This is a genomic window from Lysobacter sp. HA35, from assembly GCF_054061195.1.
In genome coordinates this window covers 2,178,116-2,198,135 of sequence record NZ_JBSSDY010000001.1, presented here as the reverse complement: position 1 = coordinate 2,198,135, position 20,020 = coordinate 2,178,116, and the positions used below count along the sequence as shown (strand labels likewise).

General features: G+C 68.2%; 17 protein-coding genes and 1 pseudogene. 3 read left to right on the top strand and 15 right to left on the bottom strand.

Annotated elements, in window-relative coordinates:
- Nucleotides 1–21: 21 nt before the first annotated feature.
- The 5 genes and pseudogenes from ACVWZN_RS10895 to ACVWZN_RS10875 all read right to left on the bottom strand — a co-directional run.
- Nucleotides 22–759 carry an endonuclease/exonuclease/phosphatase family protein gene (locus tag ACVWZN_RS10895; RefSeq protein ID WP_456954752.1) on the bottom strand — a complete coding sequence of 246 codons (738 nt, stop codon included), beginning with the start codon at nucleotides 757–759 and terminating at the stop codon, nucleotides 22–24.
- Nucleotides 760–790: 31 nt separating this feature from the next.
- Nucleotides 791–1,654 (bottom strand): thiol:disulfide interchange protein DsbA/DsbL, encoded by an 864-nt coding sequence (locus tag ACVWZN_RS10890; RefSeq protein WP_456953832.1) that lies wholly within the window; start codon nucleotides 1,652–1,654, stop codon nucleotides 791–793.
- Nucleotides 1,655–1,752: 98 nt separating this feature from the next.
- Complete coding sequence (locus tag ACVWZN_RS10885) at nucleotides 1,753–2,460, bottom strand: thiol:disulfide interchange protein DsbA/DsbL (RefSeq protein WP_456953831.1); 708 nt, start codon at nucleotides 2,458–2,460, stop codon at nucleotides 1,753–1,755.
- Between the two features lie 24 nt (nucleotides 2,461–2,484).
- A complete protein-coding gene (locus ACVWZN_RS10880) occupies nucleotides 2,485–3,129 on the bottom strand; it encodes a thiol:disulfide interchange protein DsbA/DsbL (RefSeq protein ID WP_456953830.1) in 645 nt (214 codons plus the stop codon).
- 273 nt (nucleotides 3,130–3,402) lie between these two features.
- Nucleotides 3,403–4,185: pseudogene (locus ACVWZN_RS10875) on the bottom strand (c-type cytochrome); the annotation flags it as partial.
- Nucleotides 4,186–4,349: 164 nt separating this feature from the next.
- Here ACVWZN_RS10875 and yihA point away from each other — a divergent pair.
- Nucleotides 4,350–4,979 (top strand): ribosome biogenesis GTP-binding protein YihA/YsxC, encoded by a 630-nt coding sequence (yihA, locus tag ACVWZN_RS10870; RefSeq protein WP_456953829.1) that lies wholly within the window; start codon nucleotides 4,350–4,352, stop codon nucleotides 4,977–4,979.
- Between the two features lie 6 nt (nucleotides 4,980–4,985).
- On the opposite strand, the gene ACVWZN_RS10865 is transcribed toward yihA, so the two are convergent.
- From ACVWZN_RS10865 to ACVWZN_RS10855, 3 genes are read right to left on the bottom strand one after another with little or no spacing between them, the layout of a single operon-like run.
- On the bottom strand, nucleotides 4,986–5,903 hold the full coding sequence (locus ACVWZN_RS10865) for an ABC transporter permease subunit (protein ID WP_456953828.1): 918 nt from the start codon (nucleotides 5,901–5,903) through the stop codon (nucleotides 4,986–4,988).
- A gap of 34 nt (nucleotides 5,904–5,937) precedes the next feature.
- Nucleotides 5,938–6,633 (bottom strand): VIT1/CCC1 transporter family protein, encoded by a 696-nt coding sequence (locus tag ACVWZN_RS10860; RefSeq protein WP_456953827.1) that lies wholly within the window; start codon nucleotides 6,631–6,633, stop codon nucleotides 5,938–5,940.
- A 5-nt stretch (nucleotides 6,634–6,638) separates the two neighbouring features.
- Nucleotides 6,639–8,270 (bottom strand): peptide ABC transporter substrate-binding protein, encoded by a 1,632-nt coding sequence (locus ACVWZN_RS10855; RefSeq protein ID WP_456953826.1) that lies wholly within the window; start codon nucleotides 8,268–8,270, stop codon nucleotides 6,639–6,641.
- 174 nt (nucleotides 8,271–8,444) lie between these two features.
- On the opposite strand from ACVWZN_RS10855, the gene ACVWZN_RS10850 reads away from it, so the two are divergent.
- The gene (locus ACVWZN_RS10850; RefSeq protein WP_456953825.1) at nucleotides 8,445–9,809 is read left to right on the top strand and encodes a glutamate--cysteine ligase; all 1,365 of its coding nucleotides are present in this window, start codon (nucleotides 8,445–8,447) and stop codon (nucleotides 9,807–9,809) included.
- Between the two features lie 17 nt (nucleotides 9,810–9,826).
- Here ACVWZN_RS10850 and ACVWZN_RS10845 read toward each other — a convergent pair whose 3' ends face one another.
- The 7 genes from ACVWZN_RS10845 to ACVWZN_RS10815 form a co-directional block, all read right to left on the bottom strand.
- On the bottom strand, nucleotides 9,827–10,576 hold the full coding sequence (locus ACVWZN_RS10845) for a tetratricopeptide repeat protein (protein ID WP_456953824.1): 750 nt from the start codon (nucleotides 10,574–10,576) through the stop codon (nucleotides 9,827–9,829).
- A 76-nt stretch (nucleotides 10,577–10,652) separates the two neighbouring features.
- The gene (locus ACVWZN_RS10840) at nucleotides 10,653–11,039 is read right to left on the bottom strand and encodes a VOC family protein (protein WP_456953823.1); all 387 of its coding nucleotides are present in this window, start codon (nucleotides 11,037–11,039) and stop codon (nucleotides 10,653–10,655) included.
- Between the two features lie 185 nt (nucleotides 11,040–11,224).
- Complete coding sequence (locus tag ACVWZN_RS10835) at nucleotides 11,225–12,670, bottom strand: dihydrolipoamide acetyltransferase family protein (protein ID WP_456953822.1); 1,446 nt, start codon at nucleotides 12,668–12,670, stop codon at nucleotides 11,225–11,227.
- 25 nt (nucleotides 12,671–12,695) lie between these two features.
- Entirely contained in the window at nucleotides 12,696–13,070 is a 375-nt protein-coding gene (locus tag ACVWZN_RS10830; RefSeq protein WP_456953821.1) for a cupin domain-containing protein, read from the bottom strand.
- Nucleotides 13,070–14,104, bottom strand: a complete 1,035-nt coding sequence (locus tag ACVWZN_RS10825) for an alpha-ketoacid dehydrogenase subunit beta (protein ID WP_456953820.1) — start codon at nucleotides 14,102–14,104, stop codon at nucleotides 13,070–13,072. Before ACVWZN_RS10825 ends, ACVWZN_RS10830 begins: the two co-directional genes overlap by 1 nt.
- Nucleotides 14,101–15,174 carry a pyruvate dehydrogenase (acetyl-transferring) E1 component subunit alpha gene (pdhA, locus tag ACVWZN_RS10820; protein WP_456953819.1) on the bottom strand — a complete coding sequence of 358 codons (1,074 nt, stop codon included), beginning with the start codon at nucleotides 15,172–15,174 and terminating at the stop codon, nucleotides 14,101–14,103. The genes ACVWZN_RS10825 and pdhA overlap by 4 nt, the downstream gene beginning before the upstream one ends.
- A 136-nt stretch (nucleotides 15,175–15,310) precedes the next feature.
- A complete protein-coding gene (locus ACVWZN_RS10815; RefSeq protein WP_456953818.1) occupies nucleotides 15,311–18,856 on the bottom strand; it encodes a lamin tail domain-containing protein in 3,546 nt (1,181 codons plus the stop codon).
- Nucleotides 18,857–19,027: 171 nt separating this feature from the next.
- Here ACVWZN_RS10815 and ACVWZN_RS10810 point away from each other — a divergent pair, with 171 nt between their 5' ends.
- Complete coding sequence (locus tag ACVWZN_RS10810) at nucleotides 19,028–19,900, top strand: tryptophan 2,3-dioxygenase (protein WP_456953817.1); 873 nt, start codon at nucleotides 19,028–19,030, stop codon at nucleotides 19,898–19,900.
- Nucleotides 19,901–20,020: the final 120 nt, after the last annotated feature.

Here is a 20,020-nt window from a genome sequence, read left to right as displayed (position 1 = left end):
GACGCCGCGGGTTCGCCTGCATCACTGCAGGCAGCGCTCCGGCACGTCGAGTTCGACGGACAGCGCGAGGTGATCAGAAAACGCGGCCGGCATTGCGCGCCGTTCGTGCTGGCGCAGGCCGTTGCCGACCAGGATGTGATCGATCGCGCGCGCCGGCGCCCAGCTCGGGAACGTCGGGATTTCCTGCGGCGATGGTTGCAGCCGCGTGCGCTTGAACAGCACGTCCATTTCCGGCTGTTCGACCGTGCAGTTGAAGTCGCCCATAAGCACGGCGTGCGGATCGTCGGCAAGCAGCTCGGCGATGAAGCCAAGCTGCGCGATCCGCGACGATGCGCCGAGCGAAAGATGCGCGACGGCGATCGTGAGCGGCGTATCGCAACGACCGAAACGAGCGAGCATCACGCCGCGGCCTTTTACGCGTCCGGGCAGCGAATGCACGACGACTTCGGTTGGCTCCAGCTTGCTCAGCAAGCCATTCGCGCTGGACGCCACGCCGCCGACGCGACGGTTCGGCTGGTGGCTCCAGTAAGCGAAGCCGGCGCGTTGCGCGAGGTAGTGCGTCTGGTTGGTGAAACCCGAGCGCAGGCTGCCCGGGTCACTTTCCTGCAGGCCGACGATGTCGTGGCCTGCAGCAAGCTGCGCGATGGTGTCGAGCGCGGCGCGCTTGTCGCCCATCGGCAACACATGCGACCAGCTGCGGGCGACGTAGTCGTGATAACCGCGCGTGCTCGATCCGGCCTGGATGTTCGCACTCAGCAACTTGATCCGACGATCGCCCACGTCCTGTCCGTCAGCCGCCGGTGGCGGGCGCGGCGGGTGCAGCAGGTGCCGCGGCGGCGCCACCGCCCGACATCGCGGCGCGTTCCATCGCGATCAGGTGGTCGGCGATGCGCAGCACGTCGTCGTAGCTCTTGCCGCCGGTGATGCGGTACTTGCCATCGATGACGATGGTGGGTGTACCGGAGACACCGGCCTTGGTCATCCACTGACGACCCTGGTTGACCTTCGTCGACACCGCGAAGCTGTGCATCATGTCGAGGAACTGCTTCGGGTTCGCGCCGTACTGCGCATAGAAGTTCGCGATCTTCTGCTCGTCCGGCGGATCGCCTTCGCCCGGCATGCTGTCCTTGACGTGGATCGCGTCGATCAGCGCCATGTGCGTCTTCTCGACCAGGCCGAGCTGCTCCGACACGTAGTACGCCTTCGCGTACGGATCCCATTCCGGGCCGAACGGCGCCGGCACGTAATGGAAGTTGACGTCGGCCGGCAGTTTCATGTGCCACGGCTCGACGGTCGGCGCGAAGCGCGCGCAGGCCGGGCAGACGTAGCCGAACACTTCGACCACCTCGATCTTGCCCGGCTCGGGCTGCCAGGGCTGGCCGCCGGCGATCTCTTCGTAATCGGTGCCGAGCACAGGCGGCGGACCCTGCGGCGGCACGATCGGGCCGGGCTGGCGCGTCGGCGCGGGCGTAGCCGTGGTGGGTGTCGTCGTGGTGTTCGATGCGGTGGCGCTGGTTGCGGCCGAGTCCGCCGGGGTCGACGGCGTGGCCTGCGTCGCATCGCCGCCCTTGCCGCAGGCGGTGGCCATCAGCGCGACAGCGAGCACCAGCGGGTAGCGCAGCATCGCCAGGCGCGGAAGGGAACGAATGAGCATCGGGACGATCTCCTTGCGGAAGCGGCGGCCGTGGCGCGCCGGTCGAGGGGAACAGCATAGCCGCGGGCTCCGCGGCGATTGATTACGCGGCGACGACGTCAGTGCGCGGCGCGTTCGCGCGCGACGAGAGCATCCACGATGCGGAGCGTGTCTTCCGCGGATTGTCCGGTCACACGATATTTGCCGTCGACGACGAGGCCCGGCGTGCCATCAACGCCCGTGCGATCGATGAAGGCTTCCGCAGTACGCAGACGCAGCGCGACCGGCGCGCTTTCCATGCGACGTGCGAAATCGGCGGGGTCCGCACCGAAGCGTGCATAGAACTGCGCGATCTGCGCATCGGTCGCGATGTTCGGCGCGCCCGGCAGGCTCTTCTCTTCATGGATCGCATTGAACATCGCGACATGCGCCTTGTCGGCAAGGTCGAGTTCCTGCGCCGCGTAGTAGGCCTTCGCGTACGGCATCCACCAGTTACCGAACGGCGCCGGGATCGCGACGAACTTGACGTCGTCCTGCTGCTTCGCGCGCCAGGCATCGAGCATCGGCTCGAAGTGCGCGCAGTGCGGGCAGGTGTAGCCGAACACTTCGACGACCTCGATCTTTCCGGGCGTCGCCTCGAACGGCGCACTGTCCTTGATCGTGACGAAGTCGCGGCCTTCCACGAGGTCGGTGGGCAAGCCGGGTGCTGCAGCCTGCTGCGCGCTCGGCGCGGCCGCGGGCTTCGCAGCCTTCGGCGGCACCTTCTCGCAACCGGTCAACGCGAACATGCCGACGAGGGCGAGGACAACAACGGAAGGACGGATCATGCGCAGGCTCCGGATCGGAAAGGGTTATCGACGCGCGGACGCAGCGATCTCGCGATCGACCAGCCAGCGCGCGGTCGCGAGCTGGCCGTCGCGGGAGTTGGTGGTGACCCGGTAGCGGCCGGCGACGATCAGCGTCGGCGTGCCGTCGACCTGGCTGCGCACGATGAAGTCATGCGCCTGCGCCATCGCGGCGTCGACCGGACGCGAGTTGTAGGTGGCGAGGAAGCGCGCCGGCGCGATGCCGTAGCGCTGGTAGAAGGTGGCGATCTCGTCCGGCGACGCGTCGCTCAGCGGCACGGTCTGTTCGACATGCAGCGCGTTGTACATGTCCGCATGCGAGCGCTCCGCGACGCCGAGGATCTGCGCGGCGAAATAGGCGCGCGCGAACGGAATCCAGTCGCCGCGAAAGTCGGCCGGCACGGCGACGAAGTGCGCCTGCTTCGGCAGCGTGTGCACCCACGACTCGACCGCCGGCTCGAAATGCGCGCAATGCGGGCACGGGTAGCCGAAGACCTCGGCGACCTCAACCTGGCCTTTGATGGGGTGGTACGGCGCGCCGCCGTCGATGACCTCGTAGTCCTCGCCCTGCACCGGCGCTTTCGGTGCGGCGATGGTGGCCAGCGGAAGGGCGAGCAGCAGGGTGGTGGCGACGCGGAGCAGCAGATTCATCGGAAGCCCTGGAGTGCGGATACGAAAACGCCGGCCGCGCAATGCACGGCCGGCGTCGAGGGTACGGTCAGCCGGTCACATCGGACCGTCGGGCCGGCGCGAAGTTCAGCCCTGCTTCGGCGTCGCGGCCGGCGTGGCGGCCTTCGAAGCCGGCTGCACCGGCGCGGTGGTCTGCGCCGGAACGCTGGTCGGCGCGACAGGCGTGGCGGCAGGCGCTGCCGGAGCCGAAGCCGCCGGAGCGGCCGGAGCGGCCGGCGAGGCGTTCATCGCGACCGGCGCGGCGGCGCCCGACTGCGCACCGGCATCGTTGCCGCGGTTGTGCAGGCCCTGGATGTAGCTGGCGAGCGAACCGATCTCGTCGTCGGTCAGCTTGCCGGCGATCGTCGCCATGATGTGGAAGTTCTTGTAGGTCGGCGGCGCGCCGGTGCCCGTGCGGTATTCCTCGAGGCGACGCTTGGCGTACTCGGCCTGCTGGCCGGCGAGCGCCGGGTAAGCCGGGCCCGGATTGCCCTGGCCGGCGCCACCGTGGCAGGCCATGCACGCAGGGATGCCGCGCGCCTTGTCGCCGCCGCGGAACAGCGTCTCGCCGACTTCGTAGTACTTCTTGCCGGCGTTGGGGCCGGCCGCGATCGCGGTGTCGTCGGCGATGCCCGAACCCGCCTTCTGGGTCTGGAACCACGCGCCGAGGTCGCGCATGTCCTGCGCGTTGAGCACGGCGGCGATCGGGTACATCACCGAGGCCATGCCGGTGGTGCGCTGCTGGCTCTTGAACAGGCCGAGCTGCTGGGCGACATAGCGCTCGGGCATGCCGGCAAGGCGCGGATAGGTCGCAACCGACGGATTACCGTCCAGGCCATGACAGGCGGCGCAGGCGCCGGCCTTCTGCTGGCCGCGCTTGGGATCGCCCCACGTGGCGTGCTCTTCGGCGCCGGCCAGCGGCGCGACCTGCACGGGCGCCTTGTCCGGAACCGGGGTCACCGTGGTCTGGGCGACGGCAGCGGCGGCAACCGCGAGAGCGGCGAGGCCGACAAGGCCGTAGACGCGGGCATGGCGCATGCGAGGAAGCTCCGGAGTAACGCGAGGATGGCGCCGAGAACAGGCGCCGGAACCGCGGAATTATCGGCGCCGGCCGGGTAGCGGGTCAACGCGCGCGGCTGCGGTCCGGGTCGCCCGTCACCGCCGGAAGCAGCCCGACGGGGCCGGCGTGCGATCCTTGCCGCATGTCGAACCCCTTCCAGCGCGCCCGCTACATGCTGTCGGCGCACAACATGGCCCAGCTTCCGCCCGACGGCGGCTACGAGGTCGCCTTCGCCGGCCGCTCGAACGCCGGCAAGTCCACCGCGCTCAATGCGCTCTGCCAGCAGGGCAGCCTGGCGCGTGTGTCCAAGACCCCCGGCCGCACCCAGCAGCTGGTCTTCTTCGACTTCGAGCCCAAGCGCGACCAGCCGCCGTCGAACCGCTACCTGGTCGACCTGCCGGGTTACGGCTACGCGAAGGTGCCCAAGGACCTGCAGGCGTACTGGCAGGCCTTCATCGACCGCTACTTCACGACGCGCGAAGCGCTGAAGGGCCTGATGGTGATCATGGACATCCGCCATCCGCTCAAGGACTACGACCTGCAGATGCTCGGCTACGCGGTCAACCGCGGCCTGCCGGCGCATGCGCTGCTGACCAAGGCCGACAAGCTCGGTCGCGGACAGCAGATGCAGTCGCTGCAGGCGGTGAAGCGCGAACTCACGAGCCGCTTCGGCGATACCGTCGGCGCGCAGGTCTATTCGGGCGAATCCAAGCTCGGCGTCGACGAAGCGCGCGCGGTGGTCGCGAACTGGCTGCAGTTCGACGCCGCCTGATCGGCGTCAGCGGTCGCTGGCGAGCCGTGGATCGATCCACGCGCGCAGCGCATCGACCACCGCATTGATCAGCACGATCGACGCACCGACCACCAGCACCACGCCGAGCACCAGCGTGTAGTCGCGGTTGAGCGCGCCCTGCACGAAATAGCGGCCCATGCCCGGAATGCCGAACACCTGTTCGACCACCGCCGAGCCGGTGACGATGTTGATCAGTGCCGGCGACAGCCACGCGACGACCGGCAACAGCGCGGGCGACATCGCATGCATGAGCAGCACGCGCGACGGTGAAAGCCCGCGCGAACGCGCCGCGCGCAGGTAGTCGGCCGACAGCGTTTCCAGCAGCGATGCACGCATCAGTCGCGCGCAGTAGGCGACGTTCGGCAACGCGAGCGCGATCACCGGCAACACGATGTTGCGCGCATCACCCCAGCCGCCCGCGGGCAGCCAGTGCAGCGTCACCGCGAACAGCAGCACCAGCATCGGTGCGACGACGAACTTCGGCACCGCGAGCCCTAAACCGGCAATCGCCATCACCGTGCGATCGACGACACCACCCGCGCGCGTTGCCGCCAACGTTCCAAGCGGAATACCGACCACCAACGCGAGCAGCAATGCGAGCCCACCGTTGAGCGCCGATACCGGCAACGCCTGCGCGACGAGTTGCGAGACGCGGTAGTCGGGATACTGGAACGAGGGACCGAGATCGCCACGCACGACATCGCCCAGCCAAGCGCCGTACTGCGCGATGGCGGGACGATCGAGCCGGTATTGCGCTGCGAGTGCGGCCTGCACTTCCGGCGGTGCGGATTTCTCGGTGTCGAACGGCCCGCCGGGTGCCGCGTGCAGCAGCACGAAGCACAGTGTCGCGAGAAGCCACAGCGTGAGCAGTGCTTCGACGACGGCGGCAGAGAGCCGTCGCATCACGGGATGATCGACTCGCCGTCCACGCGTCGCGTCATACCGCCGTGCCGGCCAGCCGGCCGATCAGAGAAGCCGCCGCCATCGCGACCGTGCCCCAACCGACCACGCGCAACGCCCCGCGCACCATCGATGCGCCGCCGGCCCATGCCGCAAGTGCGCCGGAGACCGTCAACGCGAGCAGTGTCACTGCGATGGTGATCGTCTCCATGCGCGCGGCAGGCGCGAGCACGGTGGCGAGGATCGGCAGCACCGCGCCGCTGATGAAGGCTGCGCCGGACGCGAACGCTGCCTGCAACGGACGCGCACGCAAGGTGTCAGTGATGCCAAGTTCGTCGCGCGCATGGCTGGCGAGCGCATCGTGCTCGGTCAACTGTTCGGCGACCTGCTTCGCGAGCTCCGCATCGAGGCCGCGCCGCTCCCAGATCATCGCCAGTTCGCGCAGCTCGCTCTCGGGCTCCTCCGCGAGCTCGCGTCGTTCCTTCGCGAGGTCCGCGGCCTCCGTGTCAGCCTGCGATTGCACCGACACGTATTCGCCAGCGGCCATCGACATCGCGCCAGCCACGATGCCGGCAATCCCGCTCGCGAGCACCGTGGCCGGCGATGCACCACTCGCGGCAACGCCGACCACGAGCCCCGAGATCGAGACGATGCCATCGTTGGCGCCGAGCACGGACGCGCGCAGCCAACCGGCACGATGGCTGCGATGGAATTCCGGATGGCGCGGTCGCATCGGCATCACTCCTGAAGTCGCATCCAGCGCGATGCGTGGTGGTCGAGCGCGTTCGCTTCGAAACCGCGCACGTGCGAATCGACGAGGTGCTTCGACGTGTAGAAGTACAGCGGAATCACGGCGTCGGCCTGTAGCACGCGCGTCTCGGCAGCGTGCAGCCATGCATTGCGTGCGACTTCGCTGCGCGCGGTGTCGGCATGCGCGAGCCGATCGACCACGCCGGCATCCATGTAGCCGGTCCAGTTGAGCGGACCGTTGCTGCCGAATGCCGCAAGGAAGTTGCGGGCGTCGGGCACGTCGGCGATCCAGCCGCCGCGGAATACCTGCGTGATCACGTGCTGCTTGCGATTGCCCACGAAGACTTTCCACTCCTCGTTGCGCAGACGCACGTGCGCGCCGAGCACCTGTCGCCACATCGCGGCGACGGCGAGGGCGAGACGGCGATGCGGCGTCGACGTGTTGTAGCGCAACTCGATTTCCAGCGGGTGCGCGTTGCTGTAGCCGGCGGCGCGATACAGCAGGCGCGCCTGCCGCTCGCGCTCGGCCTGCGTCCACGTGGACCATGTCGTTGCGGCAGGCGTGTAACCGGCGATGCCCGGCGGCACCACGCCATACGCCGCGCGCTCGCCGAAGCCGGTGACGTGGCGCACCAGCAGGTCGCGATCGACCGCCAGCGACAGTGCGCGACGCAATGCGTGGCCGCGATCGAGGCAGCCATCGCGCAACGGCGATAGACCGCGCGATGCGTCGACGCCGCGCGACGTGTTCACGCGTACGCAGCCGCCATCCTTGAACGGCGCGACCGTCGTATTGATGCCCAGCCAGAACGCGCCGAGATACGGCGACAGGCGCAGCTGCGTGCCGAAGCGTTTCTGCAGCGACGCCATCGGCTGCGGCGGCACAACTTCGGTGATGTGCAGGTCGCCGGCCGCGAAGCGTTGCAGCTCGGCGGCAGCATCTTCGGTGACTTGGAAACGCACGCGATCGATCGCGACATTCGCGGCGTCGTGGAACCGAGCATTGCGCTCGATGACGAGGTTGGCCTGCGGCGTCCAAGACGTCAGCACGTAAGCCCCGTTGCTGACGAGCGCACCGGGCCGCGTGTGCTGCGCACCGAGTCGTTCGACAGCCGGCAGATACACCGGGAACGCGATCGGAAGCGTCAGCAGTGCGGGCAGCGGCACGCTGCGGTCGAGATGGAAGATGACGGTGCGGGCATCCGGCGAATCGACGCCCAGTGCCGTCGGTGCGACATCGCCCGCCTGTACCGCCTTCGCGTTGTGCAGCGCGTCGAACAGCTCGCCGAACGGCGCCGCGGTCATCGGCGCGAACGCTCGTCGGAAGCTCGCGACGATCTGGCCCGCATCGAGCGGCTCGCCGTTGCTCCAGCGCAGGCCGTCGCGCAGTACGAAGGTCCACGTCCGGCCGTCGGGCGATACCGACCAGCGCTGCGCCATGCCTGGCACCAGCCGGCCGGCGGCGTCTTCGGTGACCAGCCCTTCGTAGAGGTCGCGTAGCACGTTGCCGCAGGCGACCTCTTGGCATTTGTGCGCGTCCAGCGTCGACGGCTCGGGGCCGTTGCCGCGTTCCAGCGTCGCCGCATGCACGCCGCCCGTGGCCAGCAGCGCGAGCAGCACGGCCCACGGTCGGCGTGGACGAAGAATGGGCGGGCAGGGCATCGCGGCCATTCTAGGCGGCCCGACCGCCGCTCCATGCGCGCAACGCAGACGCCCTGCCGGCGCGACGTCGTCCGTCACCGCCCGCGGCTAGACTGGCCGCCCTCCCGCGCCGCGGGACGCGTCGAGGTGCATGTGTCCGGTCCCAGCCAGGTTGCCGATCTCGAGATCGAATCCCGCGCGCAGCTCGTGGATTTCCTCGCGTCCGGCGTGCGCCCGCCCGAGGCCTGGCGCATCGGCACCGAGCACGAGAAGTTCGGCTTCCGCACCGACGACCTGCGCGCACCCACATTCGACGGCGATCGCGGCATCGAAGCGTTGCTCAAGGGTTTGACGCGGTTCGGCTGGGCGCCGGTCGAAGAGAACGGTCGTGTGATCGCACTGATGCGCGATGGCGCGTCGGTATCGCTGGAACCCGCCGGTCAGCTCGAACTTTCAGGCGCCGAACTCGAAACGCTGCACGACACCTGTCGCGAAACGGGCACGCACCTGCGCGAAGTGCGCGAGGTCGCCGAGCCGATGGGCCTGGGTTTCCTCGGCATGGGCTTTCAGCCCAAGTGGCGTCGTGACGAGATGCCGTGGATGCCGAAGGGCCGCTACAAGATCATGCGCGACTACATGCCGAAGGTCGGATCGCTCGGCCTCGACATGATGACGCGCACCTGCACCGTGCAGGTCAACCTCGACGTCGGCAGCGAAGCCGACATGGTGAAGAAGTTTCGCGTCTCGCTCGCGTTGCAGCCGATCGCGACCGCGCTGTTCGCGGATTCACCGTTCACCGAAGGCAAGCCGAACGGCTTCCTGTCGTATCGCTCGCACATCTGGACCGATACTGACGCCGACCGCACTGGCCTGCTCGATTTCGTGTTCGAGGACGGCTTCGGCTACGAGCGCTATGTCGACTACCTGCTCGACGTGCCGATGTATTTCGTCTACCGCGACGGCACCTATGTCGATGCGAGCGGTCAGTCGTTCCGCGATTACATGGACGGAAAGCTGCCGGTGCGCCCGGGCTATCGCCCGACGATGAAGGACTGGGCCGACCACTCGACCACCGCATTCCCGGAAGTGCGGCTGAAGAAGTACCTGGAGATGCGCGGCGCCGATTCCGGCCCGTGGAGCCGCATCTGCGCGCTGCCGGCGTTCTGGGTCGGCCTGCTGTACGACGATGCCGCGCTCGACGCCGCGTGGGACCTCGTCAAGGATTTCTCGCTCGAAGAGCGTCATGCATTGCGCGACGGCGTGACACGCGACGCGTTGAAGCTGCCGTTCCGTGGTGGCACGGTGCTCGATCTCGCACGCGAAGCGGTGAAGATCTCCGCCGCCGGCCTGCGTCGCCGGGCGCGCGCGAATTCAGAAGGTGCCGATGAATCGATGTTCCTCGCACCGCTGATCGAGATCGTCGAATCCGGCGTCACCGCGGCCGAACGCAAGCTCGAGCTGTTCCGCGGCGAGTGGAATGGAAGCGTGGATCCGGTGTTCAGCGAGTTCGCGTACTGACGCGATTCGCGTCGCAGTCAGCGGGTTTCCGCGAGCAGCTTTTTCATTCGCGACGTCGCGTCGCGGTACATGCGTCGCTGGTAGGCGGGCATGCGCTTGATGCGATGCAGTGCCTTTTCGCATACCTCGCGTGCGTGGCCTTGCTCGCCCCAGCCAACCAGCGTGGCGGCGTATTCCGCGTGTACGTCCAAGTCGCCGCTGTAACCGGTGAGGGCATCGAACTCGTCGCGCGCCTTGCCACGATTGCCTTCGGCCGCTACCGCGCGGGCGTACGCAAGATGGCCTCGCGGCGAACGGTATTCCGGATGACGAAGGATCACGTCATCGAGTTGTTCGCGCGCTTCCCGCGCACGGCCGCATGCCAGCCATGCCTCGGCCATCTTGACGCGGATATCCGGGTCATCCGCGTGCACGCCGACGGCCGCGCGTTCGAAATGCGTGGCGGCTTCATCCGCACGGCCTTTCGCCAGCAGTGCATCGCCGAGCCGCACCCGGTGGGCGGTCGTGGGTGAGTTGTCGAAATCCTCCTGCGCGAAACGCAGTTCGCGGTCGGGATCGAGGATGCGCTGCACACCCTTCGAGGCCGCACGTACTTCGGGAGCGTGTCGCGCCTGCGGAAGCCAGATCGTTAGCGCGTAGATGAGACTGCCGAGCCCCGGAAACGCGAACAGCACCATCAGCCAGTAGCGGTCCTGGCCGGTGCGCACGGCATGCGTGGCGAAGTACAGCGCAATAAGCACGTGCAGGCCGAGACCGAAAAACGGCATGGCGCGGATCCCCGATTTGTCCCCGGGGCGAATCATAGGGACCGCCGGGCCGCGCTTCCAGTCGAGCTGATAGGAGCTACGGCCACTCGTTCGGTGCGCTCCGTCCGTCCGCTTCGCGCATCTTCACCACGCAGAACCGTTGCCCCGTCGGGGACTCCATCACCCACCAGCGCTTCACGAACGCGACCTTCTTCGCGCCCAGCGATTCGAGGCGCGCGGCTTCGGCATCGATGTCGTCGGACTCGATGTCCAGGTGCACGCGCGACGGGTGATCGACCTTCTGCACCTCGATGTGCAGGCCGCCGGGCGTGTCGTTGAAGTTGACGTATTCGGACGTGGCGTCGCCGGCTTCTTCGGGATCGATCGCGCAACCAAGCGCCGCGCTCCAGAACTTCGCGGCGGCATCGAGATCGGGCGTGTTGCAGTCGATGATGAAACCGGCGAGTCGGCTGCGATGGGCCATGGCGGGCGCTCCGTTGGGGGAATGCGGAGCGTAAGCGCGTCGATGCCGATCCTGCGTGTCGCTCGTCGTCCCAACGCGTGGCGATACGACCCGTGGCAAGCGCTCGATGCGCGGACGTGGCGCTGCGACTTCTCCAACGAAAACGGGCGCCCGAAGGCGCCCGTCGATCGCGTTATCGATAGCGATTACTGCGGTGCGGACAGATCGTCCAGCAGCGCCTTGAGGAAGCGCGCCGCTTCGCCGCCGGTGCAGGCGCGGTGGTCGAACGTCAGCGAGATCGGCATGCGGCGGTGGACTTCGATACCGCCCATCACCGCGACCACGTCGTGGCAGAGCTTGCCCGCGCCGACGATCGCCACGCACGGCGGCACGACGACCGGCGTCGCGTAGCGGCCGGCGAACATGCCGAAGTTCGACAGCGAGATCGTGTAGCCCGACAGCTCGCTCGGCGGAATCGAACGATCGCCGACCTGTGCGCGCAGTCGCTGGATCGCGGTGCGGATGCCGCCGCCGTCGAGCATGTCGGCATTGCGCAGCGCGGGAACGAACAGGCCGTCGTCGGTATCGACCGCGATGCCGATGTCGACGTGCGGATGCAGCGTGCGCGTCAGGCTCTCGCCGTCGAACCATGCATTGAGCGCCGGCACTTCCTTGCACGCGGCGACGATCGAGCGCACGAGGCGCGCGGTGATGTCCTGCTTGCCGATCCACGCGTGCAGGTCGGCGTCGTCGACCAGCGTCGTCGGCACGACCTTGCTGTGCGCATCGGCCATGACGCGCGCCATGTTGCGGCGCACGCCCTTGAGCTGTTCCGGCTGACCGGTCGCGGCGACGCCCGGCGGCTGCGTGCGCATCGGCTTGCCCGACTGCGACATCGTGCTGCGCTGCGCCTGTTGCTGTGGCGCCTGCGCCTGCTGCGGCGACGTCGCGGCCGCGCGATCGGCTGCACGAGGTGCAGCACCGCCCTGGCCTGCACGCGCCGAACCATCGGCCGCCGCGCGCTTCACGTCGTCCATGGTGACGACGCCTTCGGCGCCGCTCGCACGAACGCGGGAGAGATCGACACCCATCTTGCGCGCGAGCGCACGCACCGCCGGCATCGCCTTGACGCCGCCGACGGCGACCGCCGATTCGCTGCGCACAGCATCCGAACTCTGCATCGCACCGACTACCGTGCCCGCGTCCGCGCGCTCGCTGCCGGCCTCGCCCTTCGCCGCCGGCTTGGCGTCGTCGCGCAGCACGCCGCCTTCGTCGGACGCGATGACCTTGTGGCCCGGGCCCGGCTCCGCGGTTTCGGTGCCGGCGCCGCCGTGCGTCTGCGTCGCGGCATGGCCGCCGCCGTGGTGATGGCCGGTGTCCTGGCCTTCGGCGCGCTGCGGCATCGACGGATCGATTTCGAACACCGCCAGCATCGTGCCGGTGACGACGACATCCCCCGCGCCGCCCGAAAGCTTCACGACCTTGCCGGAGACGGGCGAGGGCACGTCGACGACCGCCTTCGCCGTCTCCATCGACACGAGGTTGTCGTCGAGGCGGATCACGTCGCCTTCCTTGACGTACCACTCGACGATGGTCGCGTCCGGCAGGCCTTCGCCGAGGTCGGGGAGCAGGAAGGTCTTCTGGTTGCTCATGGCGTTGCTCGTTCCGTAAGTAGGTTCAGACCCAGACGTCGTTCTGCGCCGTCAGGTCGCTGTCCGCGTCGCCGGTGTTCACGACGCCACGCGGCTCGATGATGAGCGCATGGCATTCGCGCGCGGCGCGGGTGATGTGTTCGACGCCGCGCGGGATGACGATCATCTCGCCCGCGCGCAGCGTCACGTCATGGTCGCGATAGCCGACCTGCATCTCGCCGTCGATCACGATGAATGTTTCGTCCGTCGTGTCGTGCGCATGCCAGACGAATTCGCCCTCGAGTTTCACGACCTTGAACTGCACGTCGTTCATTTCCGCAACGACGCGTGGCGACCAGTGCTCGCCGAATGCGGCGAGCTTGGCCTGCAGATCGATCGCTTCGCCCTTGGGCGTCGGCATCAGCCGGCGGCCATCGCGCGCTTGGCGGCGGTGACGATGCGATCCACGCTCGGCAGGTACTTCATCTCCAGCCGGAACAGCGGGATGTGCGTGTCGTAGCCGGTGACGCGCTCGACCGGCGCGAGCAGGTCGAACATCGACTCTTCCGCAAGGCGCGCCGCGATTTCCGCGCCGAAACCCGCGGTCTTGGGCGCTTCGTGCACGATCACGCAACGCCCGGTCTTGGCGACCGATTCGGCGATGGTCGCGAAGTCCAGCGGGCGCAAGGTGGCGACGTCGATCACTTCGCAGTTGATGCCTTCGCCCGCGAGTTTCTCTGCGGCTTCGAGCGTTTCCTTGACCTGCGCGCCCCACGTCACCAGCGTCAGGTCGGTGCCGTCGCGCAGCACGTAGCAGACGTCGAGCGGCAGCGCTTCGCCGTCGTCGGCGACCACTTCCTTGTACTGGCGGTAGATGCGCTTGGGTTCGAAGAAGATCACCGGGTCCGGGTCGCGGATCGCCGACAGCAACATGCCGTACGCGCGCTGCGGCGACGACGGCATCACCACGCGCAGGCCCGGCACGTTGGTGAAGATCGCTTCGTTCGCTTCGGAGTGATGCTCCGGCGCGCGAATGCCACCGCCCCACGGCACGCGAAGCACCATCGGGCAGGTCAGGCGACCGCGCGTGCGATAGCGCATGCGCGCTGCGTGGCAGACGATGAAGTCGACCATCGGATACATGAAGCCGTCGAACTGCGCTTCGGCGACGGGCTTCATGCCCTGCGACGCGAGGCCGACGGTAAGACCCGCGATCGTCGTTTCATCGAGCGGCGTATCGATCACGCGCTGCGAGCCGAACTGCGCATGCAGCCCGGCGGTCGCGCGGAACACGCCGCCGTTGACGCCGACGTCTTCGCCGAGCACCAGTACCGACGGATCGTTGCGCATCTCGTAGGCGAGCGCCTGCGTGATCGCTTCGATCAGGGTGATCGCGTTTTCGGTGCGCGCGGCCGCTTGCGGCGCGCTATTCGACTTGTCGACCTGTGCGTTCATCGGCGGCCCTCCAGGCTCAGCGCGTATTCGCGTTGCGCGCGAAGGTCCTCGGGCATGTCGGCATAGAGGTAGTCGAACATCGCTTCAACCGGTTGCACCGGGCATTCCAGATAGGCGTTGATTTCAACGTCGATGAGCTTGCCGCATTCCTCGATCCACGCTTTTTCCTGCGCGTCGTCCCACAGCTTCTGCGCGACGAGGTAATTGCGCAGGCGGATGAAGGGTTCGCGTGTCCAGGCGTCCTTCACTTCCTGCTCGCCGCGGTAGCGACGCGCGTCGTCGGCGGTGGTGTGGTCGTGCAGGCGGTAGGTCATGAACTCGATGACGCTGCCGCCCTGTCCGCTACGTGCGCGCTCGGTGGCGCGGCGCATGGCTTCGAGCACGGCGATGAGATCGTTGCCGTCGACCTGCAGGCAGTACAGCCCGCCGGCGAGGCCCTTCTGCGCGAGCGTCTTGGCGCCGGTCTGCGCGCCGCGCGGCACGCTGATCGCCCAGCCGTTGTTGATGACGCAGAGCACGAGCGGCGAGGTGAACGCGCCGGATGCATTGAGGCCGGCGTAGAAGTCGGTCTTGGACGAGCCGCCGTCGCCGCAGCAGGCGACCGCGACGCGCGGTTCGTTGCGCAGCTTGAACGCGAGCGCGGCGCCGGACGCCATCAGGCACTGCGTCGAAATCGGCACGCACCACGGGTAGTCGTTCTTCGGGCCTTCGAAGTCGTTGCCGCGTTCGTCGCCGCCCCAGTACATGAGGACGTCGCGCGGCTTCACTCCGCGCATGAACTGCGCGCCGTATTCGCGGTAGCTGGGTGCGAACACGTCCTCGGGACGCATCGCCGCGCCGATGCCGACGTGCGTGGCCTCGTGACCGAGGCACGCTGCATACGTGCCGAGCTTGCCGGTGCGTTGCAGCGCGATCGCCTTGGTGTCGAAGGTGCGCACGAACAGCATCTGCTTGAACAGCGGGACCAGCTGCGAGGCATCGCGGAACGCCTCGGGAAGTTCGGCGACGGTCGAGCCGTCGGGGCCGATGTACTGCAGGTATTCGATTTCGAAACTCGCGGCGAGCGTCATCCGTGGGGTCCGGTGCGTCGGAAAGCGCCTGATTCTACCGGCGGGGTCGTTAAGCGGCATGGCGCGCTGCGTCACGCAGATGCGCGAAAGGCGCGACCGGGGCCGCGCCTTTCGGCAAAACCGCTGCAGTGGCGGATCAGTGCGGCGAGCCGACCACCTTCACCGTCGCGGTCGACGTGTCGTTGCTAGCCACCGGATCCAGGCTGGCCGCGGTGACCTGCGCGCGCAGTACGATCTGCGTCTGGTCGGCACGGGTCGGCGCCACCAGCCGCAGGCTGAAGCCACGCATCGAGCGCGGGACCTGCGTGCCGGCCGAGCACGTGGCGCGGAAGCCGGCGTCGGCGTCCACCACGTTGCAGGTCCAGCCGGCGGCCGGGGTCATCTTCGCCGAGGCGGCGGGCACGTTGCCGGTGACGGTCAGCGTCGGCGCGATCGCGGTATCCGGGCCGAGGTTGACCACGCTCACCGCGTACAGCGTCGGGCGGCCACCGAGCGCGACCGGCAGGCCGGCCAGCGTCGCAGCGAGGTCCGCCTTCTGCGTGATCGACAGCTGCGCGGACGCGGCGTTGTTCGACGTGTCCGGATCGAACGAGCGCGCATCGGCCGAGGCGACCAGCAGCAGCGGACGACCACGCAGCGCCGGCGTCGGCTGCGCGGTGAGCGCGAAGTCCGCATCGGCGTTGGCGGCGAGCGCGTCGGCGCGGCAGTCGACCGAGGTATGGCCCGAGGCGACCACGTTCGGCGCGCAGGTCCAGCCCGCCGGCGCGGCGACCGCGAGGTCCGGCAGCTCGGCGTCGAGCTCGAAACCGATTTCCGGGAAGTCGGCCTGCTCCGGACCGTTGTCGTGCAGGCGGACGTCGAAGCGCAGCGGCTGGCCAGGCACCACGGCGGCGGCGTGTGCGCTCACTACGAGATCCGCGCGACGACGCGGCACGAAGTAGGCGACGACCGGGTCGTGGTCGGACAGGCGCGACGGCGAGGCCGCATCGTCGCGGTTGGTTTCCGGGAAGTCCGCATTGATGCGCGCGTGGTCGACCTGCAGATCGCGCGTTGCAATCACCAGGTCTTCGTTGACGAGCACGTGGTCCAGGCTCTGCGCGTTGCCGTCGAACGAGAACGAATAGCGCTGGTCCTGCGGCTCGACCGTGGTCAGGTTGACGAAGTCCGGATCGACGAGATCGTTGCCGTCGCCATAGACCGCGGTTTCGGCGTCCGGCGCCGGCTTGCCGATGGTGGTGCCCATCGAATCGGTGAAGCCGTCGTTGAACTCGAACGCGTTGAAGTCGCCGAGCACCACCATGCGCGTGTCCGGTGCTTCGTGCTGGCGCGCGTTGAGGTAGGCCGCGAGGAACTCGGCCTGGCGCTGGCGCTTGCTGCGGATGCGGTCGCCTTCGTCGTCGGCCGTTTCCGCACCGCTGAGCGAACGCTGGTGCGCGATCACGACGTTGATCGGGAAGGCGCGGCCGTCGGCGTAATGCACCACGGCCTTCAGCGCGAGCGGCGGACGATCGTTGAGCAGGCTGGTCGAACCGTTCGGCGCAGTGAACGTCGTGTCCTTGCCGATCTGCTGCACGTCGACGACTTCCACGCGCGGCGTGCCGCCCGCGACTTCGGCCGTCTTGATCAGGAAGCCGACGTCGATACCGCCGACGTCATTGCCTTCGATCAGATACGGCACGTAGTTCGGATCCGGCTGGCCCGCGGCGACGGCATCGTTGTTGACGCGATCGGCGATGCGCTGCAGCACCGACAGGTTTTCCATCTCGACCACGCCGAGGATGTCCGGCGTGCGCAGCGATTCGCGGATGCCGATCGAGGCCTTCGACAGGCGACGCTCGAGCGCAGCGGCGCTGAGGCGCACGTCGCTCTTGCCCGGGTCGTCGATGTCGTCGAAGAAGCGCTCCATGTTGTAGCCGGCGACCGAGAACGCATCGGCCGGCGCTTCCTTCGCGGCGCGCGGCGCCGGACCCGGCGTCAGCGTGCCGATCGAATCCGGCAGGATCTGCCAGCGACGGAAGCTGTAGTTCAGCGGGCCGGCGAGGTCGGCGATGTGCGCGCCGGCGGCGACGTCCAGCATCGCGCCACCCAGCGCATCGCTGTCGACCGACATCACTTCCGGATTGAAATCCCACTGCGGGATCGGCGGAATCGTGCCAGCGGGCGGCGCGTCCGGGGCCTGGATGCCGGGCTCGCGGAACGGACGCGGCACGCCGGCAACGGTGCCGTAGAACAGGCCGTTGCTCGCGCTCGTGGCCTGCGCTTCGTTGACGAAGCCGTCGGTGGGGGCGGTGGCAACGAAGTCATGCACGATCACGCGCATCGATTCGACGCGCTCGAGCTGTTCGAGGCCGCCGTTCGGGTCGGGGAACGTCGCGGTGAGTTCGACCGGTGCGGGCAGCGGATAGGTCGCGTCGTCGACCGGAGCGACGACGATCGCGCCGCCCATTTCGGTCAGCGGCTGCTGGCCCGGATCGGTGGACGGAACGAACTCGGAGATCGTGCCGCGCGCGACCACCCAGCGGCCCACCTGCGCGGACGCCGGCGGCGCGCTGCTGGTGAACACGAAGATGCCTTCCGACGTCGATGCATCGGCGTCGGCATCGACGTCGCGGCTCTGCAGGAAGAAGCCCTTCGACGTGCGCCCGGTGACGATGCCGCGCGTCGCGACAACCTGACCCGCCAGCGGCGAACGCGCGCCCGATCCCTGGATCTGCGAGATCGGGATGATCTGGAAATCGTCATTGACGATCGTACCGAGGCCGTCAACGTCGCCGGCTTCCACGCCGACGAGGTTCGACACCACGACATGCAACGTCTCGTCGTTTTCGATTGCGTCGTCGCCGCTGACGGTGACGGTGATCTGCGTGCGGTCGGCGCCGGCGGGAATCGTCGCGGTCGCGTCGGTCACGCCGACGAAATCGCTGCCCGCGGTCGCGCCGCCGTCGACGGTCGACCAGTGGAACGTCACGCCGCTCGCGCCGGCGGGCTGGGTGAGCTTGACGGTGAACACCAGCGACGCCGTGCCCGCATTGCCTTCGTTGACCGACACGTCGTCGATGCTGGCGAGGGTCTGCGTGGCGCCGCAGAGGTGCGCTGCGCTCGAACGGTTGCGCGGGTTCGGCGCGGCGACGCTGAAGTCGCCCGCATTGTTGTTGCCGTCGACGCAGTCATCGCTCCGGATCGCGGCGGTAGTGTTGCTCAGCGTTCCGGTCGGGCCGCTGCCTTCGGCGCAGGTGCTGCCGGTGCCGAACGCGACCACGTCGAGCGCACCGACCGGGCAACCGGCGGGCAACGCGGAATTGTTGGAGACCAGCGCGATCTTGCCGGCGGTGCCGGACATCGCGATGGTGCCGGTGGCATCGGGACTCGGCAGCGCAGGCTGCGTGCCGGCGCCGTCGGCTTCCTTGACCAGGTAGTACGCGCCCGCCGGGATGGAACCGGACAGGTTCGTCTTCTGCCAGCTGGTGCCGGTGCTGGAGGCGTACTGCACCGACCACGTCGACACGTCGACCGCGGACGTGCCGGTGTTGTGCAGTTCGATGAAGTCGCTCTTGTACTGCGCGCCCGAGTTGCCGCCACCGCCGTACACCTGGCTGATGACGACCTGCGCCTGGGCGGGCGCGACGATGAGCACGCCGAGGGCGAAGCCGAGCGCCGCCAGACGTCGAAATGACCGATCCATGTTCTTTCCCCATGTGCCCGGAAGGCGACGCCTCCCGCATCCCGCGCACCGGCGCGGCCCCGGCCCCGCAGGCATGCCCGCGAAGCGGCCGGAATTGTGGCGCGAATACGTTGCCAAAGCGTGACGGCGGTCGCCTGCGCTACGCTGCCGGCCCGCACGGGGCCCCGACCGATGAGCATCGAGAACAACGAGCGTCCGCTGGAAAGCGGCGTCCACACCGACCTTGCCGGTCGACTGACCTACGGCGGCTACCTGCGCCTGGATCGCCTGCTGTCCGCGCAGGAGCCGCTGTCGGACCCGCCGCAGCACGACGAACTGCTCTTCATCTGCCAGCACCAGGTCAGCGAGCTGTGGATGAAGCTGATGATCCACGAGCTGCGCGCGGCGGTCGGCTTCCTGCGCGCGGACGACGTCGGCGCCTGCCAGAAGGTGTTTGCGCGCTGCAAGGCGATCCTGCGCCAGCTCACCGAGATGTGGACGGTGCTGGAGACGCTCACGCCGGCCGACTACATGAAGTTCCGCGACATCCTCGGGCCGTCGTCGGGCTTCCAGTCCCTGCAGTACCGCGCCATCGAGTTCCTGCTCGGCAACAAGAACGCGCGGATGCTCGAGGTGTTCGCGCATGACACCGACGCGCACGCGATGCTCGACGAGTTGCTGCGCGCGCCCAGCCTGTACGACGAAGCGCTGCGCTACCTCGCCCGACATGGCCATCCGGTGCCGCCGCGCCTGCTCGAGCGCGACTGGACTGTCACGCACGTGTCCGATCCCGAACTGCTGCCCGTGCTCGAAGCGATCTACGAGGACTCGACCACGCACTGGGTCGCGTACCAGTTGTGCGAAGACCTGGTCGACCTCGAGACGCAGTTCCAGCTCTGGCGCTTCCGCCACATGCGCACGGTGATGCGCATCATCGGCTTCAAGCGCGGCACGGGCGGGTCGTCCGGCGTGGGCTTCCTCAAGCAGGCACTCGAACTCTCGTTCTTCCCGGAACTGTTCGAAGTGCGCACGCGGATCGGCGTCGACCTCGCGCCATCGCCTTAAGCACGTCGCGTCGCCTCGCTGCGACGCGGGATGGATGCGCGGCGCTCACCCGTGAGGCAGAAGACTTCGCGCCGACCGCACCGGTCGTGAAGCCCTGTTCAGCCCATTAACGCTGCTGCA